25 protein-coding genes are annotated in these 24999 nt (G+C 67.5%); 3 read left to right on the top strand and 22 right to left on the bottom strand.

Annotation, left to right across the window (positions count from 1 at the left end; all coding sequences use genetic code 11):
* Nucleotides 1-35: 35 nt before the first annotated feature.
* A complete protein-coding gene (locus AC1DS0_RS05435; protein WP_476813365.1) occupies nucleotides 36-341 on the top strand; it encodes a hypothetical protein in 306 nt (101 codons plus the stop codon).
* Between the two features lie 20 nt (nucleotides 342-361).
* On the opposite strand, the gene AC1DS0_RS05440 is transcribed toward AC1DS0_RS05435, so the two are convergent.
* From AC1DS0_RS05440 to cyoA, 13 genes are all read right to left on the bottom strand, one after another.
* A complete protein-coding gene (locus AC1DS0_RS05440; protein ID WP_476813366.1) occupies nucleotides 362-1354 on the bottom strand; it encodes an ABC transporter ATP-binding protein in 993 nt (330 codons plus the stop codon).
* Nucleotides 1351-2397, bottom strand: a complete 1047-nt coding sequence (locus AC1DS0_RS05445; protein WP_476813367.1) for an ABC transporter ATP-binding protein — start codon at nucleotides 2395-2397, stop codon at nucleotides 1351-1353. Before AC1DS0_RS05445 ends, AC1DS0_RS05440 begins: the two co-directional genes overlap by 4 nt.
* 2 nt (nucleotides 2398-2399) lie before the next feature.
* Nucleotides 2400-3260: an ABC transporter permease gene (locus AC1DS0_RS05450; protein ID WP_476813368.1), complete on the bottom strand. Its 861-nt coding sequence runs from the start codon at nucleotides 3258-3260 to the stop codon at nucleotides 2400-2402.
* Nucleotides 3260-4201 carry an ABC transporter permease gene (locus tag AC1DS0_RS05455; protein WP_476813369.1) on the bottom strand — a complete coding sequence of 314 codons (942 nt, stop codon included), beginning with the start codon at nucleotides 4199-4201 and terminating at the stop codon, nucleotides 3260-3262. Before AC1DS0_RS05455 ends, AC1DS0_RS05450 begins: the two co-directional genes overlap by 1 nt.
* A gap of 110 nt (nucleotides 4202-4311) precedes the next feature.
* Complete coding sequence (locus AC1DS0_RS05460) at nucleotides 4312-5835, bottom strand: ABC transporter substrate-binding protein (RefSeq protein WP_476813552.1); 1524 nt, start codon at nucleotides 5833-5835, stop codon at nucleotides 4312-4314.
* Nucleotides 5836-5906: 71 nt separating this feature from the next.
* Nucleotides 5907-6665 (bottom strand): creatininase family protein, encoded by a 759-nt coding sequence (locus tag AC1DS0_RS05465; RefSeq protein WP_476813370.1) that lies wholly within the window; start codon nucleotides 6663-6665, stop codon nucleotides 5907-5909.
* A 17-nt stretch (nucleotides 6666-6682) separates the two neighbouring features.
* On the bottom strand, nucleotides 6683-7831 hold the full coding sequence (locus tag AC1DS0_RS05470; protein ID WP_476813371.1) for a mandelate racemase/muconate lactonizing enzyme family protein: 1149 nt from the start codon (nucleotides 7829-7831) through the stop codon (nucleotides 6683-6685).
* A 300-nt stretch (nucleotides 7832-8131) separates the two neighbouring features.
* On the bottom strand, nucleotides 8132-9016 hold the full coding sequence (locus AC1DS0_RS05475) for a MurR/RpiR family transcriptional regulator (protein WP_476813372.1): 885 nt from the start codon (nucleotides 9014-9016) through the stop codon (nucleotides 8132-8134).
* 127 nt (nucleotides 9017-9143) lie between these two features.
* Nucleotides 9144-9887 (bottom strand): SURF1 family protein, encoded by a 744-nt coding sequence (locus AC1DS0_RS05480; RefSeq protein WP_476813373.1) that lies wholly within the window; start codon nucleotides 9885-9887, stop codon nucleotides 9144-9146.
* A 10-nt stretch (nucleotides 9888-9897) separates the two neighbouring features.
* Nucleotides 9898-10287: a cytochrome o ubiquinol oxidase subunit IV gene (gene cyoD, locus AC1DS0_RS05485; protein ID WP_476813374.1), complete on the bottom strand. Its 390-nt coding sequence runs from the start codon at nucleotides 10285-10287 to the stop codon at nucleotides 9898-9900.
* Nucleotides 10284-10916 (bottom strand): cytochrome o ubiquinol oxidase subunit III, encoded by a 633-nt coding sequence (gene cyoC / locus AC1DS0_RS05490; protein ID WP_476813553.1) that lies wholly within the window; start codon nucleotides 10914-10916, stop codon nucleotides 10284-10286. Before cyoC ends, cyoD begins: the two co-directional genes overlap by 4 nt.
* Before the next feature lie 7 nt (nucleotides 10917-10923).
* A complete protein-coding gene (gene cyoB, locus AC1DS0_RS05495) occupies nucleotides 10924-12924 on the bottom strand; it encodes a cytochrome o ubiquinol oxidase subunit I (RefSeq protein WP_476813375.1) in 2001 nt (666 codons plus the stop codon).
* A gap of 30 nt (nucleotides 12925-12954) precedes the next feature.
* Nucleotides 12955-14037 carry a ubiquinol oxidase subunit II gene (gene cyoA / locus AC1DS0_RS05500; protein WP_476813376.1) on the bottom strand — a complete coding sequence of 361 codons (1083 nt, stop codon included), beginning with the start codon at nucleotides 14035-14037 and terminating at the stop codon, nucleotides 12955-12957.
* 184 nt (nucleotides 14038-14221) lie between these two features.
* On the opposite strand from cyoA, the gene AC1DS0_RS05505 reads away from it, so the two are divergent.
* Nucleotides 14222-15547 carry an MFS transporter gene (locus AC1DS0_RS05505; protein ID WP_476813377.1) on the top strand — a complete coding sequence of 442 codons (1326 nt, stop codon included), beginning with the start codon at nucleotides 14222-14224 and terminating at the stop codon, nucleotides 15545-15547.
* Between the two features lie 48 nt (nucleotides 15548-15595).
* Here the strand turns inward: AC1DS0_RS05505 and gcvA are convergent, their stop codons facing one another.
* Entirely contained in the window at nucleotides 15596-16534 is a 939-nt protein-coding gene (gene gcvA / locus AC1DS0_RS05510; RefSeq protein WP_476813554.1) for a transcriptional regulator GcvA, read from the bottom strand.
* Between the two features lie 100 nt (nucleotides 16535-16634).
* Between gcvA and AC1DS0_RS05515 the strand changes: the two genes are divergently transcribed.
* Nucleotides 16635-17546, top strand: a complete 912-nt coding sequence (locus tag AC1DS0_RS05515; protein ID WP_476813378.1) for a DMT family transporter — start codon at nucleotides 16635-16637, stop codon at nucleotides 17544-17546.
* Nucleotides 17547-17740: 194 nt separating this feature from the next.
* On the opposite strand, the gene AC1DS0_RS05520 is transcribed toward AC1DS0_RS05515, so the two are convergent.
* The 8 genes from AC1DS0_RS05520 to AC1DS0_RS05555 all read right to left on the bottom strand — a co-directional run bounded on the left by AC1DS0_RS05520 (nucleotide 17741) and on the right by AC1DS0_RS05555 (nucleotide 24992).
* Complete coding sequence (locus tag AC1DS0_RS05520; RefSeq protein ID WP_476813379.1) at nucleotides 17741-18418, bottom strand: dioxygenase family protein; 678 nt, start codon at nucleotides 18416-18418, stop codon at nucleotides 17741-17743.
* Between the two features lie 12 nt (nucleotides 18419-18430).
* A complete protein-coding gene (gene pcaG / locus AC1DS0_RS05525) occupies nucleotides 18431-19060 on the bottom strand; it encodes a protocatechuate 3,4-dioxygenase subunit alpha (protein WP_476813380.1) in 630 nt (209 codons plus the stop codon).
* 106 nt (nucleotides 19061-19166) lie between these two features.
* A complete protein-coding gene (locus tag AC1DS0_RS05530; protein ID WP_476813381.1) occupies nucleotides 19167-20276 on the bottom strand; it encodes an NAD(P)/FAD-dependent oxidoreductase in 1110 nt (369 codons plus the stop codon).
* A complete protein-coding gene (locus tag AC1DS0_RS05535; protein WP_476813382.1) occupies nucleotides 20273-21691 on the bottom strand; it encodes an FAD/NAD(P)-dependent oxidoreductase in 1419 nt (472 codons plus the stop codon). The genes AC1DS0_RS05530 and AC1DS0_RS05535 overlap by 4 nt, the downstream gene beginning before the upstream one ends.
* A complete protein-coding gene (locus tag AC1DS0_RS05540; protein ID WP_476813383.1) occupies nucleotides 21688-21966 on the bottom strand; it encodes a (2Fe-2S)-binding protein in 279 nt (92 codons plus the stop codon). The genes AC1DS0_RS05535 and AC1DS0_RS05540 overlap by 4 nt, the downstream gene beginning before the upstream one ends.
* 1 nt (nucleotide 21967) lies before the next feature.
* On the bottom strand, nucleotides 21968-22879 hold the full coding sequence (locus tag AC1DS0_RS05545) for a dihydrodipicolinate synthase family protein (RefSeq protein WP_476813384.1): 912 nt from the start codon (nucleotides 22877-22879) through the stop codon (nucleotides 21968-21970).
* Entirely contained in the window at nucleotides 22876-23802 is a 927-nt protein-coding gene (locus AC1DS0_RS05550; protein ID WP_476813385.1) for an SMP-30/gluconolactonase/LRE family protein, read from the bottom strand. The genes AC1DS0_RS05545 and AC1DS0_RS05550 overlap by 4 nt, the downstream gene beginning before the upstream one ends.
* Nucleotides 23799-24992, bottom strand: a complete 1194-nt coding sequence (locus AC1DS0_RS05555) for a CaiB/BaiF CoA transferase family protein (protein WP_476813386.1) — start codon at nucleotides 24990-24992, stop codon at nucleotides 23799-23801. The genes AC1DS0_RS05550 and AC1DS0_RS05555 overlap by 4 nt, the downstream gene beginning before the upstream one ends.
* Nucleotides 24993-24999 lie beyond the last annotated feature (7 nt).

Below are 24999 nucleotides of genomic sequence, written 5' to 3' on the forward strand. Positions count from 1 at the left end.
ACCCCACCACGAGGCCGCGATCTCGCGGAGATGACATGAACGAGCTTCTGAACTGGCTGCAGCAGCAGAAGGGCAGCCTTCGCACCTATGTCGAATTCCAGGACAGGGCACTGGCCCTGCGCGCCGAGGCACCGGAGCAGGCCGCGCTCTTGCGCCTGCTTGCCGATCTCGCCGGCCGTTTCGTCGAGGCCTATGACCGCCAGCCGCTTTCCGCCGGGATCGCGGCGCAGGCCTTGGACCGGCTCACCGATTTCCTCGGCAGGGCCGTTGGCGGAAGCGCTACCGACCCGGCGAGCCAGCTCGCACTGCTCAACGAGATCGGGGCTAGCGAGCTCGCCTGATCGCGGGGGCGCGGCCTCGCTTACGCCACCGTGCCGGCGAGTTCCTTCTGGCGGATGCAGGCGACGCTGTGGCCGGGGCCGACCTCCTCGATGTCAGGCACCGCACTGGCGCAGGCGTCGATGACATGCGGGCAGCGCGTGCGAAAGACGCAGCCGGAAGGCGGGTTCAGCGGGCTCGGAATGTCGCCCTTCAGGATCACGCGCTCGCGCCTGACGCTCGGATCGGGCACCGGCGCGGCCGAGAGCAGCACCTTGGTGTAGGGGTGGCGCGGATTGGCGTAGACCTCCTGCGCCGGGCCCTTCTCCATGATCCGGCCGAGATAGAGCACGACGATGTCGTCACAGAGATACTCGACCACCGAGAGGTCATGGCTGATGAAGACCATGGTCAGGCTGAGCTCGCGCTGCAGCTCCTGGATCAGGTTGAGCACCTGAGCCTGGACGGAGACGTCGAGCGCCGAGACCGGCTCGTCGGCGATGATCAGTTCCGGCTCGACCGCGAGCGCCCGGGCGATGCCGATGCGCTGGCGCTGGCCGCCGGAGAACTCGTGCGGATAGCGCCTGGCATGGTCGGGGTTGAGCCCGACCCGGCCGAGCAGTTCGGCGATACGTGCCTCGCGGGCCTTGCCTTTGGCGAGGCCATGCGTGTCGATGGCTTCGCCGATGATGTCGCCGACGCGCATGCGCGGGTTGAGGCTGGAATAGGGGTCCTGGAAGATGATCTGCAGGCGGCGGCGATAGCCGCGCAGAGCCTTCTCCGGCAGGCCGAACAGGTCAACGCCGTCGAAGACCGCCTCGCCGCCGGAGGGCTCGACCAGGCGCAAGATGCAGCGCCCGACCGTGGTCTTGCCCGAGCCGGATTCGCCGACGATACCGACGATGCTGCCGCGGCGGACCTCGAAGGATACGTCCGAGACGGCGCGGACATCGCCGCCGCGTGTCGAGAAGACCTTCTGGAGATTGCGGACGGAGAGCAGGGGAGCTTCCGCCGGGACATTGCTTGCAGCGGTCACAGCGCGTCATGCCTCCAGCAGCGGGTGAGATGGGCGGCCGCGACGTCGATCAGCGGCGGAGCGTCCTTGGTGCAGCGCTCCTCGACCAGCGGGCAGCGCGGCGCATAGGAGCAGCCGGGCGGCAGGGCCAGCAGGCTCGGGACATTGCCGGGGATGGCGTTGAGCAGGGCCCGGCCTTGGCCGGGGATGCGGTCGCGGCGAGCATCGGGGATGCAGGCGAGCAGGCCGCGCGTATAGGGATGGCGCTGGCGCGCAAATAGGCCGCCGACCGGCCCCTGCTCGACGACGCGCCCGGCATACATCACCGCGACCTCATGGGCGATCTCGGCGACGACACCGAGATTATGGGTGATGAACAGGATGCTCATGCCGATCTCGGCCTGGAGCCGGCGCAAGAGGTCGAGGATCTGCGCCTGGATGGTGACGTCGAGCGCCGTGGTCGGCTCGTCGGCGATCAGCAGCGAGGGATTGCAGGACAAGGCCAGCGCGATCATCACGCGCTGGCGCATGCCGCCGGACATCTCGTGCGGATACTGCGCGAGGCGCCGCTCGGCCGCGGGTATCTCGACCAGCTCGAGCATCTGTTTGGCCCGCGCCCGCGCTTGGCTGCGCGACATCGTCTCGTGCAGCAGGATCATCTCCATGATCTGGTCGCCGACGGTGAAGAGCGGGTTGAGGCTCGTCATCGGCTCCTGGAAGATCATGGCGATCTCGCTGCCGCGGATGGCGCGCATGCGCTTCTCCGGAATTTGCGCGAGGTCGACGGTCTCGCCGCTGCGCAGGCGGTAGAGGATGCGCCCGCCGACGATGCGGCCGGGATCGGCGAGCAGCCGCATGATGGTGAGGCTGGTCACCGACTTGCCGGAGCCGGATTCGCCGACCACGGCCAGCGTCTGGCCGCGGCGCAGCGAGAAGCTGACGCCGTCGACCGACTTGATCGCGCTCGATCCGATCAGGAAGTGGGTCTGCAGGTCCTCGACCTTGAGCAGGATGTCGTCGTCGGCGCGCGGCGCGGCGACGACGGCTTGTTCCATGGTCGCCATCGTCACAGATCCTTTCGCAGGCGCGGATCGAGCAGGTCGCGCAGGCCGTCGCCGACGAGCTGCAGCGAGAGCACGGTCAGTACGATCGCGGCGCTGGGGAAGAGCATCATCCAGTCGGCCTGGCCGATGTACTGGCGGCCGCCGGCGATCATCGTGCCCCAGGTCGGGATTTCCGGGCTGACGCCGACGCCGAGGAAGGACAGGCTCGCCTCCGCCAGCATCGCGTAAGCGAAGATGAAGGTGGCCTGGACCAGGATCGGCGAGACCAGGTTGCGCAGGACATGGCGCGTCATGATCCGCCAGGTCGGCACGCCGAGCGCCCGCGCCGCCTCGACATAGGGCAGCTCGCGGATGATCAGCGTCGAGGCGCGCACGATACGGGCGAGACGCGGCGCATAGACGATGCCGAGCGCGACGATGACGGTCGCGAGCGAGGGGCCGAGCGCCGCCACCAGCGAGATCGCCAGCAGGATGTCGGGGAAGGCCATCATCGCGTCGATGATGCGGGCGATGACGCCGTCGAACCGGCGGAAGAAGCCGGCCATCAGGCCGAGCGTGATGCCGAGCACCGCGGCGAGCACCGTCGCTGCCGCGCCGACCAGCAGCGAGAGCTGGCCGGCATAGATGGTGCGGCTGAAGATGTCGCGGCCGAACTCGTCGGTGCCGAAGAACCAGCGCTCGCTCGGCGGCTTCAGGCGATTGACCACCGAGAGCCGGCTCGGCGAATAGGGCGCGATCAGCGGCGCGAGGATCGCCAGCAGCGCGATGATGGTGAGGACGATGAGGCCGATCAGCAGCGTCTTGCGCTGCAGGATCAGGCTGGCGAGCCGTGGGCGGCCGGCGGGAGCGGAGGAGGCGGCCATCAGTAGCGCACCCTTGGATCGATCGCGAGATAGAGCATGTCGATCAGGAAGTTGATCAGCACATAGAGGGCGGCGATCACCAGCAGCGCGCCCTGGATGACCGGATAGTCGCGGCGCAGCACGGCGGAGACGACGAGATTGCCGATGCCGGGGAGGCTGAACACCGTCTCCGTGACCACGGCGCCGGAGATCAGCAGCGCCGCGGTGAGACCGATCACGGTCAGCACCGGGATCAGCGCGTTCTTGAAGGCGTGCTTCATCACCACGCCCCACTCGCCCATGCCCTTGGAGCGGGCGGTGCGGACATAGTCGTCGTTGAGCACGTCGAGCATCGAGGCGCGGGTGAAGCGGGTGATCAGCGCCGAGGAGACGATGCCGAGCGCCAGCGCCGGCAGGACGAGATGCCTGAGCCGCTCGAGGAAGGAGGCGTTGGGGCCGCCATAGCCGGAGGCCGGCATCCAGCCATAGCGCACGGCGAAGACCTGGATCAGGATCAGGCCGAGCCAGAAGCTCGGAATGCTTGCGGCGAACATGGCGAAGGTGGTCGCGACCTGGTCGAACAGCGTGCCGCGCTTGTAGGCCGAGAGAATGCCGACCGGCAGCGCGATCGCGCTGGCGATCAGGATCGAGAACAGGGTCAGGAAGAAGGTCGGCTCGGCTCGCTCGGCGAGGGCGCTGAGCACGGGCATGTTCAGGAAGATCGACTGGCCGAGATCGCCGCGCAGCAGCTGGCCGAGGAAGAGCACGTATTGCGTCGGCAGCGACTGATCTAGCCCGAGCCGAGTGCGCAGGCCGGCGATGTCGGCCGCCGTCGCGTCGGGGCCGAGCATGACGGCCGCGGGATCGCCCGGCGCGACGCGGACAATGACGAAGACGATCGTCACGACGGTGAACATCACCGCCAGCATGCCGAGGATGCGCTGCATCACATATCGCGTCATCGCCTGCCCCCCTTTTTCGTGTTTCTTGAAGCGTTCGTCGCTTGCCCGTGGCGGCGTGCTTGGCGCGGCCACGGGTATTTCGCGTGCGGCCTGGCGGCCGCGTCAGCCGCTCAGGGCTTGAGCGAGGCGTTCCAGAAATACGGCCAGGGCGACACCGTGTAGCCGGCGAGGCGCGGGGCCTTGGCGCTGAGGGCAGCGAAGTCACCGACCTTGTAGAAGGGCGCCTCGTCGAAGATCAGCTTCTGCAGGTCGGCGAAGATCGCGACGCGCTTCTTCTCGTCGGACTCGGCGTTGAGGGCCGAGAGCAGCTTGTTCTTGGCTTCGCTCGCCCACCAGCCGGGATAGCTGTCCGGCAGCGGTGCGATCAGGGCCGGCTCGGCCAGGAACGGGCTGTGGGTGATGAAGATGTCCCACAGGGCCGGCTCGGCCCGGCGCTGCACCAGCGTCGCCCAGTCGACGACCTGGAGATCGACCTTGAGGCCGGCGGCCTTGAGGTACTCGGCCGCGACCTGCGCCATCTTGTAGTGGAATTCGTATTGCCGGCTGGTCAGGATGCGGATCGGCGCGCCGTCATATTTGGCGGTCTTGGCCAGTGCCTTGGCCTTGTCGGCGTCGCCCTGGTTGTAGGCCTTGATGCCGGCGTCGCTGCGCCAGGCATAGCCCTCCGGATACATGGCGCCGTCGAGCTTGTAGAATTCGGGCTTGCCGAAGGCCGCGGCCAGCATGTCCTCGGCGTTGAGCGCCGTCTGGACAGCCTTGCGCATGTCCTTCGACGTCATCATGCCCTGCTTGTTGTTCATGATGAACATCGGCCAGCCGAAGCCCTGCATCAGCACCGGCTCGGTCTTGGCCTGGCCCTTCAGCCGGTCGAACGCTTCGACCGGAATCAGGTCGGCGAAGTCGAACTGGCCGGCGAGGGCGCCCTCGACACGGGTGTTGGCGTCAGGCACCGGCACGAAGCGGATCTCGTCGAGATACTGCTTGCGCGCGCCGCCGAAGCCGTCGGACTCGCCCTGGCGCTGCTTGTAGCCGTCGAAGCGGGTCAGCTGGATGTACTGGTCGGGCTTGCGCTCCTTGAGCTGGTAGGGCCCGGTGCCGATCACCTCCTTGATCGGGTTCTCCATCTTGTCGGCCGGCATGATCACCGCGGCCGAGTTGTTGAAGGCGAGCAGCGCGGTCAGAGGCGCGAAGGGGGCCTTCAGCGTGATCTTGACCGTCTTCTCGTCAGAAGCCTCGATCGCGGCGATGTTGTCGGCGACGAGCTTGCCGCGCGAGGCCAGTTCGGTCCAGCGCTTCAGCGAGGCGACGACGTCCTGCGCGGTCATCGCCTTGCCGTTATGGAAGGTGACGCCCTGGCGCAGCGGGATGGTGTAGACCTTGCCGCCGTCGCTGATCTGCGGAAGCGTCTCGGCCAGCAGCGGCGTCAGCGCCCAGTTCTTGTCGAAGGTGTAGAGCGTCTCGTAGAAATGCTGGGTGATCATGCCCAAGAGGTCGCCGGCGGCAACCATCGGGTCGAGCGTGTTGGGCTCACCGATCGTGGCGACGTTGATCGCGCCGCCCTTCTGCTGGGCGAGAGCCGGCGCGCCGGCGCTCAGTGCCGCAGCGGCGAGCGCCGCCGCCCCGATCCGGGTCAATTTCTGCAACATCTGTCGTCCCTCCCTGTCGTTTTTTGCCTGTCGTTTTTGAATTCGGTGCGCGGCTTTCGTCAGCGCTGGCGGATCGTCTCCACCACATGGGCCAGCTGCGCGGTCACGGTGGCGGTGATGGCCTGCCCCTTCTCGCGGGTGGCCAAGGACGGGTCGCCGACGACCCCGGTGCCGCCGGACATCTCGTGCATCGAGCGGAAGAGGGCGCCGCGGGCCGGCAGGATCATGTCGGCATTGGCCCAGTCATGGGTCTCGACATAGCTCATGCCGGACACCAGCGCGGTGCGGACGCTCGCGGGCGCGCCGAGCAGCATCAGCGAGGTCTCGAACTCGCAGGCGTGGTTGACGCCGGCGAAGGCGCTCTGCCGGATCGCGCCGAGCTCCTTCGCGGCCAGCCGCCACCAGGTCAGGAAGGCGACGCGGCAGTCGCGGTGCTTCGTCCCGAAGGTTTCGAGCAGCACCTGGCCGATCGCCTGGTTGCCGCCATGGCTGTTGAACAGGATGATGTTGCGGAAGCCGTGGCGCACGACGCTTTCGAGGATATCGCCGACATAGGCCAGGAAGGTCTCGTGGCGGACGCTGAGCGTGCCGGCGAAATCCATATGGTGCTCGGAGCAGCAGATCTTGACCTGCGGGAGGATCAGCACCTGCTCGCCCAGCTTCTGCTCCAGCGCCTGCAGGAAGTGGTCGCCGATGACCGCGTCGGTCTCCAGCGGCAGATGCGGGCCGTGCTGCTCGATCGCGGCGACGTTCAGCACGACCGGGATGTCGCGATCGAGCGCGGCGACCTCATTGGTCGTCAGGGTTTCCCAACGCATGGAACTGAGCTCGCTGTTCAGGAGATGGTGCGGCCGCCGACGCGGAAGCGGGCGATGGCGGCTTCGTCGAGGGTGATGCCGAGGCCTGGCCCCTCGTCGGGGATGCGCACATGCGGCGGCTCGAAGGCGAGCGGCCTCACGAGCAGATCGTGGCTGCGGATCATCCGGCCGAAGATGTCGCTCGGCCAGACGCAGCTCTTCGCCGCCGCGGCCTGATGCACATACATCGCCTCGAGGATGCCGAGATCGACCTCCGAGCCGTGCCAGCAATAAACGCCGGCGGTCGAGGCGATGTGGTCGAGCGTCTGGAACTTGGCGAGGCCGCAATTGAAGTTGAAGCCGTCGACCGCGCCATGGGCGATGGCGTTGATCGCGTCATGCGGACGCTGGCCCTGATAGACGTAAGGCAGGGAGACGTGCAGCGCGATCGGGATCGAGGAGAAGCGGCGGAGTTCCGCGAAGTCCTGCAGCATCCAGCGCGGCAGCGGGTCTTCCAACAGGAGGACGTTGCCGACCTTCTCCAGCTCCCGGATGATCGGGCGGGCATTGCCGGAATTCTCCCAGCGCTGGTTGGGATCGAAGATCACCTTCATGCCGGGCGCGTATTCCTTGATGCGCGCGCACCAGCCGGCGACGTCGTCCTCAAGGTCGCATTTGAACTTGATGACCTTGTAGCCCTGCTCGAAATAGCGCTTCACCCAAGGGCCGACCTCGTCCTGGGTGCGATGGCTCGACCAGGCGCTGACATTGACGTGGTCGCGGATGGCGCCGCCGAGCAGGCGGTGCATCGGCACGCCGAGCGTCTTGGCGTAGGCGTCCCAGATCACGCATTCGAAGCCGTCATATTCGCGGCAGAGCGGCAGTGGCAGGTCCTGGAGCGAGAGGTCGAAGACCGACTGGCCGAGCAGGTTGGCGCAGATCGCCTCGATGCGCGGCCATTCATGATCGCGGTAGAACTCGCCGATGCCGACAACGCCGTTCTTCAGCGTCATCCGGACGATGAGCTTGGGCAATTCGTCGAACTGCACGCTCCAGCTCGCCTTGCCGCCGACAGGCAGCATGTGAAGCGGCTTGGCCAGGCTGTCCGAGTTGATCACGCCGGGGTGGGCGGGAACCACGACCTCGTCAAACTGGAAGGAAACGATCGTTCCGTCGGCAGATTGCATGGCTCGTCTCGTCTTCTGGTCGTTGGCGCATGGCGCAGCGCTCGGCTATGTAGCTAAATTACATTTATTGTCAATCAAGAAGGCGGAGCCCTGGTATTCGCCCGTGTCGCCCTGGTTGGAGGGAGGCGAGGCGGCAGACGCGGCCTCGCCGCGGCGAGGCCGGCACACTCGCGCGAGTTCTGTTATAATCATTTGATATTGCTAGTAGTAGTCAGGGCTGCGCAGCCTGCGCGCTGTCGACAGTCGTTGTCGATCTACGCATGGGCGACAAAATGTAGCAAAACTACTAAATCGAGCCGATCAATCGCCGATCGGCTGCCCTTCGGTGCTGCCGTGCAGAGCGATCAGGGTGGCGCGGGCGCGCCAAAGCTTCTTCGAGACGATCTTCATGCGGCGCGCGCCCAGGAGCGTCGCCATGCAGTCGAGCAGGAAGAGCTGCCCGTAGCGGCCGCGATTGGGCATGTAGAAGAACTTCTCCTCGTCGAAAGCTTCCAGCGGCACCAGCACGCTGGCAAGCTCGGCGAGCGGGCTCGGGGGATGGGTGACGGCTATGACGCCAGCCCCCTGGCTGCGGGCGATCTCGGCGCTGTCGAGCAGCGAGCGCGGCTTGCCGGTGACCGAGAAGATCAGGAGGACGTCCTCCGGGCCGCAGGTCGCGGCCATGACACGCTGCTGATAGGGGTCGGCCGTCGAGGATGCCGCGACATCGAGACGGAACAGCCGGTTTTCCGCCTCGGTCGCGACATTGGCCGAGCTGCCGCCAACGCCAAAGCAGAAGACGCGGCGGGCCTTGTCGAGCACATCGACGGCCGCTTCGATCGCCTGCGGATCATGCTGGCTGAAGGCCATCGCCAGTGCCTGGATGGTCGCATTATAGACGTGCTCGGCGACCTCGTTGCCGGTGTCGGCCGGCTGCTGGCGTTCGGCGGCGAGATACATCCGGCCGATCGCATATTCCTGCGCCAGGCGGATCTTGAAGTCGGTGAAGCCATCGCAGCCCATGCGGCGGGCGAAGCGCACCACGGTCGGCTCGCTGACCTGCGCCTGGGTGGAAAGGTCCTTGGTGCTGATCCGGGTCGCGCCGTCGATATCCGCCAGGATGATCTCGGCGACGCTGCGCTCGGCCCGGTTCATCTCGGGCGCCTCATGCCGCATGCGATCGATCAGGCTGGTCACGTGGCGCATCGTCCTGTTCCCGGCGCTCCCAGCTGCAGCGCCACGCACGTCTTGATCTGAGTGTCTTGGCATGTGCGAGCGGATTCGGCCAAGCGAAGGCCTTTCCCCCTATCGTACGCGCTCGTCCTGCCGCTTGTCAGTCCGCCTGGGCCTCGTCCGATCTGGTCCTGAGCAGATAGGCCATGGCTCCGGCGCTCATCAAAGCGAGGCAGAACCAGGTCAGCGCATAGACGAGATGGGTGTTGCGGAAGGCGATCTGCGTCATGCCGCCCTGCGGCAACGGGCCGGGCTCGGCGGTGGCGTCGGCATCGACGAAATAGGGGGCGACCGGGCCGAGCTGCCGCGCCAGCGCGATCGCGGCGACGTCGCGCGAATACCAGCGGCCGGCCTTGGGGTCGTTGGCGCGCAGGAAGCCGCCGTCCGGCTCGCTCGGCCTGAGCAGCCCGACCAGTCTGATCTCGCCTCCGGCCGTCTTGCGGCGTTCCTCGGGGGCACGCCTGTCCTCCGGCACGAAGCCGCGATTGACGAGGATGGTGAAGCCGGAATCGGCCCGGAACGGCGCCAGCACCCAGAAGCCGGGGCCGCGCTCGGTCACCGCCATGGTCAGTGTCTCGGCTGCGTCGAGATAGCGACCCTGCAGGGTGACGCGGCGATATTCGTCCGCCTGGGCGGTGATCGCGGGCCAGTCCGCCGGGCCGGGTGCGGCGACGGACGCTGCCCGGAGGCGGTCCTCGACGCGGGCGATCAGGTCGAGCTTCCAGCTCCGCCGCTGGAGCTGCCAGATGCCGAGCCCGGCGCAAACCAGCGTGGTGAGGCAGAGCCCGGCGACGAAGATCGCCTGGGCGCCGCCGCTGCGCCGCCGCTCCGCGCCAGCCGACATGGGCCGGGCCTCACATCCTGTGCATGTCGGGCATCATGTTGGCGTTGAGATGGAACATCACCCAGAGCGAGCCGGCGAGGGCGATCGCGACGACGATGATCGTGAAGATCAGCGCCAGCATGGTCCAGCCGCCCTCCGAGCGGCCGTTCATGTGCAGGAAATAGACCATGTGCACGACGATCTGCGCGGCGGCGAAGAGCATGATCACGATTGCCGTCAGCGTCGAATTGCCGAGCACGTCGTTCATGACGAGCCAGAACGGGATCGCGGTCAGGACGACCGAGAGCAGAAAGCCGGTGACGTAGCCGCGCAGGCTGCCATGCGCCGCGCCATGGGAGTCATGCTCGTCATGATGGGCGTCGTGGTGGCCGCCCTGGGCCTCGGCCTGGTTCTGGCTCATTTCAGCACGCCCATCAGGTAGACGAAGGTGAAGACGCCGATCCAGACGACGTCGAGGAAGTGCCAGAACATGCTGAGGCACATCAGCCGGCGCCGATTGGCCTCGATAAGCCCGTGCTTCGAGACCTGCGTCATCAGCACGGTGAGCCAGATCAGGCCGAAGGTGACGTGCAGCCCGTGCGTGCCGACCAGGGTGAAGAAGGAGGAGAGAAAGGCGCTGCGCATCGGCGTCGCGCCCTCATGGATGAGGTGGGCGAACTCGTAGAGCTCGATGCCGAGGAAGGCGAGGCCGAACAGCGCGGTGACCACGAGCCAGCCCTGCACCGCCGCCTGCCGGCCCTTGTCCATCGCCAGCATGGCAAAGCCATAGGTGATCGAGGAGAACAGCAGCATGGCGGTGTTGACCGCCACCAGCTTCAGGTCGAACAGGTCGGCGCCGGACGGCCCTGCAGCATAATTGCGCCCGAGCACGCCATAGGTCGCAAAGAGGACTGCGAAGACCAGGCAGTCGCTCATCAGGTAGAGCCAGAAACCCAGCATGGTCGAGCCGCCGGGGTGAGCGTGCTCCTCCTCGGTGACGTAGAACGCCGGGGCGGTGCCTGCGGCCTGCGCTGTCGCCTTAGCCATCATCCGCCCCTCAGGCCCGGCCGAGCAGTTGCGTGCGCGCATCTTCCGCCTGCACCACCTCGTCGGCGGGGATGTGGAAGTCACGGTCGTAGTTGAAGGTGTGGGTGATCACGGTTGCGAGCACGGCGACGAAGGAGAGCGCCGCCAGCCACCAGATGTACCAGATCAGGGCGAAGCCGCAGATCGTCGCCAGCCCGGCGATGATGATGCCAGCGCCGGTGTTCCTGGGCATGTGGATCGGCCGGAAGCCGGCGAGCGGACGTGCATAGCCGCGCTTCTTCATGTCGGCCCAGGCGTCGAGGTCGTGCACGATCGGCGTGAAGGCGAAGTTGTAGGCCGGCGGCGGCGAGGAGGTCGACCATTCCAGCGTGCGCCCGTCCCAGGGATCGCCGGTCGTGTCGCGCAATTGCTCGCGGCGCAGGATGCTGACGCCGATCTGGATCAGGAAGCAGGCGATGCCGAGCGCGATCAGCACTGCGCCGACTGCCGCGATCACGAACCAGATCTGCAGCGAGGGGTCCTCGAAGCGGCTGAGACGGCGCGTCACACCCATCAGGCCGAGGATGTAGAGCGGCATGAAGGCGACGTAGAAGCCGATCACCCAGAACCAGAAGGAGAGAACGCCCCAGAACCGGTCGAGCTTGAAGCCGAAGGCCTTGGGGAACCAGTAGGCGATGCCGGCGAAGACGCCGAAGACCACGCCGCCGATGATGACGTTGTGGAAATGGGCGATCAGGAACAGGCTGTTGTGCAGCACGAAATCGGCGGGCGGCACTGCCAGCATCACGCCGGTCATGCCGCCAATGACGAAGGTGATCATGAAGGCGAGCAGCCACATCATCGGCAGCTCGAAGCGGATGCGGCCACGATACATCGTGAACAGCCAGTTGAAGATCTTCGCGCCCGTCGGGATCGAGATGATCATCGTCGTGATGCCGAAGAAGGAGTTCACGCTGGCGCCCGAGCCCATCGTGAAGAAGTGGTGCAGCCAGACCAGGTAGGACAGGATGGTGATCACCACCGTCGCATAGACCATCGAGGCGTAGCCGAAGAGGCGCTTGCCGCAGAAGGCCGAGGCGACCTCGGAATAGACGCCGAAGATCGGCAGGATCAGGATGTAGACCTCCGGGTGACCCCAGATCCAGATCAGGTTCACGTACATCATCGGGTTGCCGCCGAGATCGTTCGTGAAGAAGTTGGTGCCGACATAGCGGTCGAGCGTCAGCAGGGCGAGCGTCGCCGCCAGGATCGGGAAGGTCGCGACGATCAGCACGTTGGTGCACAGCGACGTCCAGGTGAAGACCGGCATCTTCATCATGTCCATGCCGGGCGCGCGCATCTTGACGATGGTCGCGATCAGGTTGACGCCCGACAAGGTCGTGCCGATGCCCGCGATCTGCAGGCCCCAGAGATAGTAGTCCATGCCTACCCCGGGCGAGTAGGCGGCTCCCGACAGCGGCGGATAGGCGAGCCAGCCGACCTTGGCGAACTCGCCGATGAAGAGCGAGGCCATGATCAGCACGGCGCCGCCGACCGTCATCCAGAAACTGAAATTGTTGAGGAAGGGGAAGGCGACGTCGCGCGCGCCGATCTGCAGCGGCACGACATAGTTCATCAGCCCGGTGACGAACGGCATCGCCACGAAGAAGATCATGATCACGCCATGGGCGGTGAAGATCTGGTCGTAATGGTGCGGCGGCAGATAGCCTTCGTTGCCGGCGAAGGCGATCGCCTGCTGGCCGCGCATCATCAGCGCGTCGGCGAAGCCGCGCAGCAGCATGACGACGCCGAGGATCATGTACATGATCCCGATCTTCTTGTGGTCCACGCTGGTGAACCACTCGTGCCAGAGATAGCCCCAGAGCTTGTAGCGGGTGATCAGCGCCAGCAGCACGAGCCCGCCGAGCAGGACGGCGGCGAAGGTCCCGATCAGGATCGGCTCGTGATAGGGGATCGCCTCTAAGGTGAAGCGTCCGAAGATGAGCTTCCACCAGTCGGGATAGGAGGTCATGCTTCCCTCGGCTCGCCGGCGCAGGTCAGGTTAGTTGACGGCGCGGGCTGACAGGCCCGCGGCGCCATAGACATCGGTCGGCGTGCAGATCGCCATGACGAACGGACGTGGCGGCAGCGGCTGTCCGCCGCGGCGCACGTTCTTGTCGTATTCGAGGGCTGCGACGGTATGGATACCCTCCTTGCCGCCGCCGCCCTTGGCGTCCATCGCCATCATGTCGCGCGTGCACATCTTGGCGCGGTCGACGCACATGTTGAGGACGGCCGTGAAGAGATCGGACGGGACGTCGCGGAAATAGCGGACCGGCTCGCGCTCGCTCGGCCGCTCCAGCACGAGATATTCGTCGCGCCCGAGCGTGCTGCCGCCCCGGATCGCGCCCTGCACCCACTCGCCGAAGGCCGCGTCATCGACGCCGCGGAAGCGGAAGCGCATGTCGGAGAAGCCGGCGCCGCTGTAATTGGCGGAGAAGCCCTCGAACTCGCCGGGATGGTTGATCACCGCGTTGAGCTTGGTCTGCATGCCCGGCATGGCGTAGATCTGGCCGGCCAGTGCCGGAATGAACAGCGAGTTCATCACCGCGGACGAGGTTATGCGGAATTCGATCGGCTGATCGATCGGCGCCACCACCTCGTTGAGCGAGGCGACGCCCTGCGCCGGGTAGATGAACAGCCATTTCCAGTCGAGCGCCACGACCTGGATCACCAGCGGCTGCTTCCTGATCGCGGCGCTGCCCGCCCGCGCCTCGACGATCGGCTTGCCGGCGGCGATGCGGTTGAGCGGCCGGTAGGGATCGAGCAAATGCGTGCCCATCCAGGTCATCGCGCCAATGACGATGATGATCAGCAGCGGCACCGACCAGATCACCACCTCGAGCGGCAGCGAATGGTTCCAGTCCGGATTATAGGCGGCCCTGGCCGAGGCGCGGTAGCGCCAGGCGAAGAAGATCGTCAGGGCCATCACCGGGACGATGACGAGCAGCATCAGCGCGGTGGAGGCCAGCAGCAGGTTTCGTTGCTGCAGCGCAACATCGCCTGATGGCGCGAGCAACACCCATTGGCAGCCGCCGAGCAGCGCGAAAAGCGGCAGAACCGCTATGGTTCGAAAGATCCGCAAGAGAGTCGAGGCCTCCCCGTTCCGGGAACTGACGTTCTCTAGGTCCATTCTTTCGCGCCGCACATAAGACAATCTGTCCCATTGCGGCAGTTTGACGTGTTGCTTCTATCCACCGTATCCATTTGTCAGAGGTGCGGGCAAGTCCGGTCTCTCCGGGCGGCCGCCAGCTTAGGAATTCGCGGTCATGAGCGCTGACGCGACGATCCAGCCATCGGCCCTTCCGGCGGAAGATCACGGGCGTGACCACGTCAGCCCGGCCGATATCGCGCTCGGCGTCATCATCGGGCGAACCTCGGAATATTTCGACTTCTTCGTCTTCGGCCTCGGCTGCGTGCTGGTCTTCCCCGAGCTCGTCTTCCCGTTCGTCGACCGACTCACCGGCACGCTCTACGCGTTCGGCATCTTCGCGCTCGCCTTCGTGACGCGCCCGCTCGGCTCGGTGCTGTTCTTCGCGATCGACCGCAATTACGGCCGGACGACCAAGCTCACCGCAGCTCTCTTCCTGCTCGGCGGCTCGACCGCGGCCATCGCCTTCCTGCCGGGCTACCAGACGATCGGCATCTGGTCCTGCGTCATCCTCGCCGCCTTCCGCCTGCTGCAGGGCATTGCGCTCGGCGGCGCCTGGGACGGCCTGTCCTCGTTGCTGGCGCTGAATGCCCCCGCCAATCGGCGTGGCTGGTACACCATGCTGCCGCAGCTCGGCGCCCCCTTCGGCTTCATCCTCGCCGCCGGGCTCTTCGCCTATTTCGAGGGCGCGCTCTCGAAGGAGGATTTCCTCGGCTGGGGCTGGCGCTATCCCTTCTTCGTCGCCCTGACGATCAACGTCGTCGCGTTGTTCGCCCGCTTGCGCATGGTCGCGACCCATGAATTCGCGGAGCTGATGACAACGCGCGAGCTCGTGCCGGTGCGGGTCTCCGAACTCGTCCGCGTCCATGGCAGCACGCTCATCCTCGGCGCCTTCGTGCCGCTGGCGAGCTTCGCGCTCTTCCATCTCGTCACCATCTTCCCGGTCAGCTGGATCAACCTCTTCACCAGTCGTTCGGTCTCGGAATTCCTGCTGGTGCAGGCCGCCGGCGGCGTCGTCGGTGCCGGGGCGATCGTCACCTCCGGCCTGATCGCCGACCAGATCGGGCGCCGCAACACGCTGCTGCTGTCCGGCGCGATGATCGGCCTGTTCAGCCTGTCCAGCATCATCGCGCCGCTGCTCTTCGGCGACAGCCAGGCCGGGCAGACGATCTATGTGATCATCGGTTTCGGGCTGCTCGGCCTCTCCTATGGCCAGACGGCCGGCGCGGTCGCCTCGAGCTTCGGCCAGCAATACCGCTACACCGGCGCCGCCCTGACCTCCGACCTTGCCTGGCTGCTCGGCGCGGGCTTTGCGCCGCTGGTCGCGCTCACGGTGTCGAGCACCTTCGGCCTCGCCTGGGTCGGCGTCTACCTGCTCTCCGGCGCGCTCTGCACGCTGGCGGCGCTGACGATCGATCGGCGGATGGAAGCGCGCTACGAGTGAGCGGCGCTCCCGAGCGGCGGCCATCCTCGCGCCGGCGAGGATGCCGGGCTATCGGCCGATGCTGCTCAGGAAAAGCCTGATCTCGTCGGCGAGCCAGTTACGCACTGCACGGACCTTCGGGTGATCCTGATTGCCCGGACGATAGACCAGATCGTAGCCGCGTTCGGCTTTGAGCGTCAGCTCGGGGAAGGGCGCGACGAGGCGTCCGGCCGCGAGGTCCTCCGCCACGAGTATGCTGCGCCCGAGCGCCACGCCTTCGCCGCGTAGCGCCGCTTCGATTGCGAGGCTGCCATGGCTATAGGCCGGGCCGCGGCTGCGCAGCTGTGCCAGGCCAGCCAGCGCGAACCACTGCTCCCAGTTCGCCAGCATGCGGTCCTCATGCAGCAGTGTGCAGCGCGCCAGCTCTGCTGGCGAGGCTCCGGCGCCGATCTTGCTCGCGTAAGCAGGGCTGCAGACGGGCGTGACGGTCTCGTCGAGGATGCGTTCCGCGACCGCGTTCGGATACTGCCCGGCGCCGTAGCGCACGGCGGCGTCGATGCGCCCGTCGGAAGGATCGACATTGATGTCGGTCACGTCGAGATGGACGTCATAGTCTGGGAAACGGACCATCAGCCGGTGCAGGCGCGGCGCCAGCCATTTGCTGGCGAGGGACACGCTCGTGCTCAGCGTCAGGCGCGTCGCGACGTTCAGGTTGCGCAGGCGTTCGGCCTCCCGCGTCAGCTCCGCGAGGCTGCGGGCGACGACCGCGAGAAACGTGGCGCCCGCCTCGGTCAGCACGATCCGCCGGGTCAGGCGCTCGAACAGGGGAACGCCCAGATGCGCTTCCAGTGTCTTGACGTGACGGCTCACCGCGCCATGCGTGAGGTTCAGCTCCTGCGCCGCCAGGGTCATGCTCGACAGCCGTCCGGCCGCTTCGAAAGCGCGGAGTGTCTGCAGCGGCGGAAGGCGGGCGAACATCGAAGCCATGCGTGAGTGTTGCTCACTCATGACGTGACGACAAATGGTTTGTCGTGCGACGGCGTACGACCTACAGCCTGCGGTCACGCCGCGCCTTCTCAGCGCGCCTCGAACGCATGAAGACCGCCCCATGAGCCATACGGCGCTGGCCACCCGCTACAGCCCCTCCGTCGGCAGTTTCGCGGCGATGCTGCTGCTCGCGCTGATGTGGGGCGTCTCGATCCCGATCACCAAGCTCGGCCTGCTCACGCTGCCGCCACTGACCCTGACCGCTTTGCGCTTCGGGATCGCCCTGCCGCTGATGTTCCTGCTTGTCGTCGGCAAGCAGCGCCTGCCACGCCGGGCGCTGCCGCGCGTCGCCGCCCTCGGCGTCCTCGGCATCGGCATCGGGCAGGTGGCGCAGACCTTCGGCGTCGTCGGCACTTCGGCCTCGGTCGCGACCATCATCTCCGCGACCATCCCGATCTTCGTCGTCGTCTTCGCAGCGGCGCGGCTGCGGCAATCGGTGTCGGGCCTCCAGGCGCTGGGATTGCTGGCCGCCTTCGCCGGGATCGCCTTGGTCGCTTCCGGTCGCGGCGATGCCGCTGTCGCGCCCTCGCAGACCACGCTCACCGGTGCGGCGCTGGTGCTGCTCTCGGCGCTGACGATCGCCTTCTACTATGTCTGGAGCGTCGAGCTGACCGAGCAGTACGGCACCGCGACCGTCGCCGCCTGGAGCACTGTCTTCGGCTTCCTGGCGCTCATGCCCTGGGCGGCCTGGGAGATGGCGCATGTGCCATTCCAGGTGACCGCCACGGGACTGGCGACGGCGGTCTATCTCGGCATCGTGGTGACGGTGGCGGGCCTGTTCCTCTGGCTGCATCTGCTGCGCACGGTGCCGGCGCGCATCGCTGCCGGCATCCAGTATCTGCAGCCGGTCGTCGGCGTCGCCACCGCCGCCGTGATGTTCGGCGACGAGCTCGGGCTGTTCTTCGTGCTCGGCGTGCTGCTGGTGCTGGGAGGCCTTGCGCTCACCGTCACCGAGCGGCGCAAGGCGGCATAGAGCTTTTCGCTCAAGCGCCCTCGTCATTCCGGGGCGACGCGAAGCGTCGAGCCCGGAACCCAGAACCGATGCCGGGCGTGACGATGGCGCTGCGATTGATACGCGTTTCCGGAGATCGCATCGGTTCTGGGTTCCGGGCTCGGGCCTTCGGCCTGCCCCGGAAAGACGGGGTGGTTCCTTCTGATATGCCTGCCTCAGCTCTCGAAATACGCCGTATTGCGCCCGCCGATCACGATGTCCCAGCGATAGAGCGCCTCGCCATCCGGGCCCTGTCCGACGAGGTTGCCGAAATGGCGCGGCTGGGCTTCGCCGAGCAGGATGAACATCGGGTCGCGGGCGAGATGCGGATCGCCGGCGAAATACATCTGGGCGATCAGCCTGGCCGAACCGCCGCGGATCGAGACATGGACATGGGCCGGACGCCAGCGATCGATGTCGGGCCGTGCCAGATAGGAGCCGGGCATGATGGTGCGGAAGCGGTAGCGTCCGGCTTCGTCGGTCATGGTCCGGCCGAAACCGAGGAAGTTCGGGTCGAGACGCTCGCGCACCGGGTCCTTCACATGGGTGTAGCGCCCCCATTTGTTGGCGTTCCAGACCTCGACCAGCGTGTTGCGGACCGGGCGGCCGAACTCGTCGAGGACATGGCCGGAGATCTCGATGACCTCGCCTTGCGCCTGCGGCCGACCCGGTGCGATCCGGGTCAGGTCGTTTTCGCCGAGCTTGAGGCCAGGCAGGTCGGCGACCCAGGGCACGAAGCTGCGCCGCGCCGCCTCCGGAATCAGGTGCAGCCGCTCGCTCGGCACGCGCCGCTCGGCTGCCCCGTCGGTGGGGCCCGGCAGCATTAGGCGGCCGCGATCGATGATCAGGGACATCGCTTCGCCTCCTCAGCTCGAAAGATCGTCGAAGAAGGGCGTCTCGCCCGGGCCGCGCATCACGATGGCTATTTCGTAGATGGCCGGACCGTCCGCAGGCGCCTCGATGCGCCTCGCGATCAGGCGCTCGCGCAGCTCGGCCGGCAGGCTCGCGAGCAGCGGGTCCTGCGCGTTCGCTTCCGGCTCGTCGTCGAAGAAGATTTGCGTGACCAGCCGTGTGATCCCGTCGGAGAACATCGTCACGGTGATGTGCGGGGCGCGTGCCGCCATGCCACCCTTAGCGGGAATCGCGCCGGGTTTGATCGTCCTGAAGGCAAAGGGCTCGGTCGTGGTGATCAGCCGGCCGAAACCGTCGAAGAACGGGTCGAGCAGCGGGTGGCCGTCATTGTCCGGCACACGCAGGATACCGGCGGCGTTGGCCTGCCAGAACTCGACCAGCGCGTCGTCGACGATCGCGCCGTCGCTGTCGAGCAGGCGGCCGCGCAGGATGATCTGCTGCCCTTGCGGCCCGACGCTCAGCCCGTAATGCAGGCGTGTCAGGTCGCTGCGGTCACCGTCGATGAAGGAATAGGGGTAATAGGGGCCGACCGTGTCCTCGGCGAGCGGCGCGAGCCGATTCGTGGTGACAGGCGCCTCGCTCATCGCGCGACCTCGACCGATGATCTGTGCAGCACGTCATCCTCCTTGGTTATTTTTGTTTATATGCAAAACTCTGTTTGATCAACGCAGCGCGTGGCCGCGAAGCGGGTCACGCTGCCACCGCCGAGGCTGCCGTTGCGAAGCGGCTGGGATCGAAGAGCGGCAGCTCCGGCTCACGGCCGAGGATGAGATCGCCCATCAGTGCGCCGATATAGGGGCCGATGGTGTAGCCGCCGCGCACGCAGCCGAGCAGGAAAGCGTCGTCGATGCCGGGTGCGGCGCCGGCGAGCGGGTAGAAATCCGGCACATTGGCTTCGAAACCGGTCCAGGAGCGCACCACGCGGAAGCGGTCGAGGCCGGGCACGGCGAACATGGCGAGCCGCAGGTTCGGCAGCAGCGTCGCGGGATCGACCGAGCTGCGGCCTTCGTCCGGCGAGCCGGTGCCTTGCCAGCCGCCGCCGATCAGGACGCTGCCATTGGGTTTCTGCTTCAAGGTGAGCAAGCCGGTAGCGTGGCCGATCACCGTGCCGACCAGCGCCGGACCGCGCTCGGTGACCGAGACGGTGTTGACGCGGGCGCGGACCGGCAGGTCGAGCCCGATCATCGCGCCGGCGCCCTTCAGCCAGGCGCCGCAGGCGAGCAGCAGTCGGGTCGCGCGGATGGTGCCCGTCGGCGTCGCGAGTTCGAAGACGCCGTTGCTGCGGTCGATCGCCGTGACCGGGGTGCGTTCGCGGATCTCGACGCCGGCCGCCTCGAGCAGGGCTCGGTAATAGGCGCCGGACAGGCTGGCATTGGCGTAGCCGTCTTCGCTGCACCAGCTCGCGGCAACGATTTTGCGTGACAGGTTGGGCTCGAGTTCTGCGACGCGGGCCGGAGAGATCAGCTCGATCGGCGCGCCGGCCTCGCGCTTCAGGGCCATGCGCTCATGCAGGAGCTCGGCCTCGCGCTGGTTGAAAGCGAGTGTGATGCCGCCGGTCTTGTGGAAGCCGACGCGCTCGCCAGCCTGCTCCCAGAGCTCATGGCCCTTGATCGCATAGGGCATCAGCTTGACGCGCTTGATCTGCAGCGAAAGCGTGCCCGCATTGACGCCCGAGGCGCCGCTGCCGAGCGTCTGCTGCTCGATGACGATGGTGCGCATCCCGCCTTCCGCGGCACGGCAGGCGGAGGCGCTGCCCAGAATGCCGCCGCCAATGACGGCGAGATCGTAGAGCGTGCTCATAGCGGAGCCGGGGCAGGGATGGGCAAGTCGTCGTAGTCGAAGGCGCCGGTGATCGCGGCGAGCGGCACTGGGCGCAAGGGCGGCCGGGCGCTCGGCTGGCCGATCGTCGCGCGGTCCCAGCCGGTCGCGGCGGCGATCAGCATCGCCGCCGCCTCGCCGCAGACGCGACCGCCGCAGGGACCCATGCCGCAGCGCGTCGTCGCCTTGAGATCGGCGAGGGTACGAGCGCCGATCGTGATCGCAGCGTCGAGCGTTGCACGCGTGACGCCCTCGCAGCGGCAGACGGTCGCCTCGGCAGCGATCATCGCGGCGGCGCCGGGCGGCGGCATGGCGAGCGCCGACATCGCCGCGCCGAAACGCCCGGATCTGCGCCAATCGGACTCGATTGCAGCGGTCTGCTGCGCAACGTCACCGCCGCGCCCGAGCCGGCGGGCAACGCCGAGCGCCGCGAGCTCACCGGAGAACGGGGCGGCATCGGCGCCGCGCACGCCGGCGCCATCGCCCGCCACGAAGAGGCCGGGCACGGAGCTCTGCAGCGACGCATCCACGGACGGGATCCAGCCGCCCAGCCCCGGCTCGTAGCGGTGCTCGGCGCCCAGCAGCCGCGTGACCTCGGTCGCGGGCAAAAGGCCGAAGCCAAGGCAGACGGCATCGGCGGGAACCGTCCGCTCGGCATCGCCGACCGGCCGCCAATCATGATCGATGGGGCCGATCGTGACGGCTTCGACGCCGGCCGTGCCGTGGATGGTGCGGATGGCCGCGCTCGAATGGATCGGAACCCGCGCCTTCAGCAGCGCGAGCAGCCAGCCCGAACCTTTGGCCATCAGGTCCGGCCGAGCCAGCATGGCGCCAGCCCTGGCGAGCCAGCCCGTGCGCGGGGCCGCATCGACCACGGCAACGACCTCGCCGCCGGCTGCGATGATCTTGCTGGCGACAAGCAGGAGCAGCGGGCCGGAGCCGGCGACGACGACGCGGCGTCCCGGCAGGACACCATGGGCCTTGAGCAGGATGGTCGCGCCGGTCAGCCCGATCACGCCGGGCGAGGTCCAGCCGGTTACGGGAATATGCCGCTCGATCGCGCCGGCCGCGACGATGAGATTGGGCGCTTCGAGCGTCAGCGGACCGCCCGGGCCGATCGCGATGACGGAGAAGCCTGATGTCAGCGACCAGACGCGATGGTTGGCGTAGAGGACGGCGCCGCTAGCGGCGAGCCTTGCTCGCAATGCAACACCTTTCGCCCGGTCGGCATCGGGCGTCGTCGCCGTCAGTGCCGAGGAGGGCGCGCGGTAGACCTGGCCGCCGGCGGCCGGCGCCTCGTCGATCACGGCGACCCGGAGGCCGAGGCTGCGGGCCTTGATCGCCGCTGCGGCGCCAGCCGGACCGGCGCCGAGCACGATGAGATCGTAATCGCTCACCGCACGCTCTCCACGACCAGCCCTTCATGTACCGGTGTGCGGCAGGCTTCGGTCAGCCTGCCGTCGATCGAGACGACGCATTCCTGGCAGACGCCCATGAAGCAGAAGGCGCCGCGCGGGCCGCCATCGTCGCGGCTGATGCGCAAGGTGCGCCGCCCCTGCGCATAGAGAGCGGCGGCGAGCGTCTCGCCTTCGGGTGCGGTCAGCACTTCGCCGTCGAAGCGGAAGCTGACCGTCCGCGCCCAGGCGGAGCCGATGCGCAGATCGCCATCCATCTCAGCGGCCGGGCAGCAGGCCGAGTTCGCCCAGCGTGGCGCGGAGCTTGTCGAGCTGGGCCCCGCCGAGCGGCAGAAGCGGGTCGCGCGGCACGCCGGCGGGCAGGCCCTGCAGGTTCAGCGCCGCCTTGAAGGAGGAGGGCCAGGTGCCGAGCGACATCAGCGTCTCGTAGACAATGGTGAGCTTGTGATGGGCATCGACATAGTCGGCAGCGGGCGCCTTGCGGCCGATCTCCATCAGCTTTCCGGCGGTCTTGCCGAGCAATTCCGGGCCGGTGGCGATGAAGCCCGGCGCGCCGAGCGCGCTGCCGATGAGGATGTAGTAGGCCGGGCCGACCATCACTGCGATCCTGTCACCCATGCGGTGGATCAGCCGGGTGAGATGGCCGATGTCGCGATTGGATTCCTTGATGCCGACGACTCGGGCGACACCGGCGATCGCCTCGACATCGTCGATCGAGAGCTCGATCACGGCCCGGCGCGGCGAGTTGTAGAGCACGATCGGAATGTCGACCGCCTTGCCCAGCAGCTCGAAGCGCCGCAGCAATTCCTCGCGCGTCGCCTTCAGCACATAGGTCTGCGGCATCACGAGGATGCCGCTGGCGCCGGCATCGCGCGCCGCCTGCGCATACTGGATCGTCTGCCTCGAGCCCGGAGCAGTGCAGCCCATCATCACCGGCACGCGTCCGGCGCTGCGCTCGACGGCGATGCGGGTCAGGCGGGCGCGCTCGTCGCGATCGAGCGCCCAGCTCTCGCCATTGTCGCCGGCGACGCAGATGCCCTGCGCGCCGATGCCGATCAGATGCTCGACGATGTCCGCGAAAGCGTCCGCCATGATCTCGCCGCGCGCGTCGAAGGGCGTGACGATGGCCGGCACGAAGCCCCTGAGCGTGTCCTTCGTCAGCATGGTCATGAGCGATGTCCTGAAGCGGAGCCTGCGAGAAGCGTGGCCATGGGAATGCGGAAGACGCTGCCGGTCTGCGCCTCGACGATGAACAGGACAGACTGGTCCGGCGAGAAGGCGCAGGAGGTCGTCCAGAGCCCGCCCGGCGTGTGGATTACCGCCAGGGGATCGCCGAGCGCATCGACGAGATAGAGCCGGCCGGCCTGTGCCTGCGCGATGGCGAGCCGGCCGGAGGCATCGACCGCCAGCCCGTCAGGACCGAGGCCGCCGGAGAGCTGCAGCAAGGTGCCGACCATCGGCCAGGCCGGATCAGGAGCATCCGCCATGAAGCGCCAGACGGCATTGGCGCGCGTCGCGGCGAGATAGACCAGCTTGCCGTCCGGCGAGAGCGCGATGCCGTTCGGATAGGGCACGTTCGCCAGGATCAGCTCGGGCTTCGTCTCACCCTGGCGCAGCCGGTAGACCCGTCCGGTCGGGTCGGACAGGCTGGTGCGGCCGGAATCGGTGAACCAGACGTCGCCGTTTGGGGCGATGGTGAGGTCGCTGAGACCGCGGAAGGGCTCGGTGTTCACCCGTGCACAGAGCGTCGTCACGGTGTTCGCCGCGGGGTCGAAGGCGAGCAGGCCGTGGCGGTAGTCGACGATCAGCCAGGTCCCGTCGCCGCGTGGGCGCAAGCCATGCGGCTCGCCGTCATATTGGAACGCGAGCTGCCAGCTGCCGTCCGGCGCGATCCTGAACAGGCGGCCATAGGGCACGTCGACCAGCCAGAGATATCCGTCTGCGTCGAAGCTGGGGCCTTCCAGGAAGGAATGCAGGCGCTGGCCCGGCCGCGTGATGCGGACCCATTCGGTCGGTTCGCCGGTCCAGTGAAGGGCCTCGGGCAGGCGCGTGAACAACTCGGCCTTATGCCGGGGGAAGGCGGCGGCAATCATGCGATCACGCCCCGCGCCTTCAAGGCCTCGACCTCGGCCGGCGACCGTCCAATCTCGCTGAGGATCTCGGCGCTGTGCTCGCCGAGCCGCGGCGGTGGGCGGTCGATCGCCGGGCCGGCGGTAGCATAGGTGAAGGGGGCGAGCGGCACCGCGACGGAGGCTGCGCCCGGCAGCGCGGCCTCGAGTCTATGGAAGAAGCCGCGCTCGCGCAGATGCGGCAGGCGGGCGGCCTCGTCGAGCGTGCGGACGCGCTCGGCGGGGACGCCGATCTCGTGAAGCCAGCCCTCCCACTCGGCCGCGGATCGGGTCAGCATGATCGGCACCAGCGACTCGCGCATCGCTTGTGCGGCGCCCCAGAGCGCCGGCCAGCTGTCGAGCGCGGCGAAGTCGGGGCGGCCGAGCGCCTCCCAGAGCCGCCTGTTCTGTCTGGCATTGAAAGCGCCGAGCATCAGCAGGCCGTCGGCCGTCTCGTAGGTGCCGAGCCCGGCTTCCTTCGGGCGCGATTGGCTGGGGCTTTCATAGAGCGTCGCGGCGGCTTCCGGCGCCATCAGCGTCAGGGCGGTGTCGAACATCGCGCAGTCGATGATCTGGCCCTTGCCGCTCGCTTGCCGCTGGAACAGCGCCGCCGAGATCGCGAAGGCCGTGGCATAGCCGGTAGCGTAGTCGATGAAGGAGGCGCCTGATTTCACCGGCTCGCCCGAGCGCCCGGTGGTGCGCGCCATCACGCCCGAGGCGGCCTGGATGACATTGTCATAGGCGTTGACCGCCTCGCGCTCATGGCCGCGGGCGAAGCCGGTGATCGAGCAATGGATCAGCCGGGGATTGCGGGCGCACAGGGCCTCTGCCCCGAGGCCGAGGGCGTCCAGCGCGCCGGCACGATAATTCTCGACCAGCACGTCGGCACCGTCGACGAGATCGAGCAGGATCGCCCGCCCGTCCTGTGAGGCGAGGTCGAGCGCGAGCGAGCGCTTGTTCGAGCCCTGCACGAGATAGTTGATGCCGAGGCCGGCGGCGTTGAGGGCGTCGTCCGGCCCGCGGCCGCGCGCCGTGTCCGGCATCTGCGGCGGCTCGATCTTGATGACATCGGCGCCGAGCAGAGCGAGCTGGTAGGCGCAGAACGGGCCGGCGAGCACATGGGTGAGGTCGAGCACCCGGATGCCGTGAAAGGGACGCTGCGTTGACGGGCTCAAGGCTCGG

It is taken from the genome of Allobosea sp. P4_H5 (assembly GCF_056400825.1).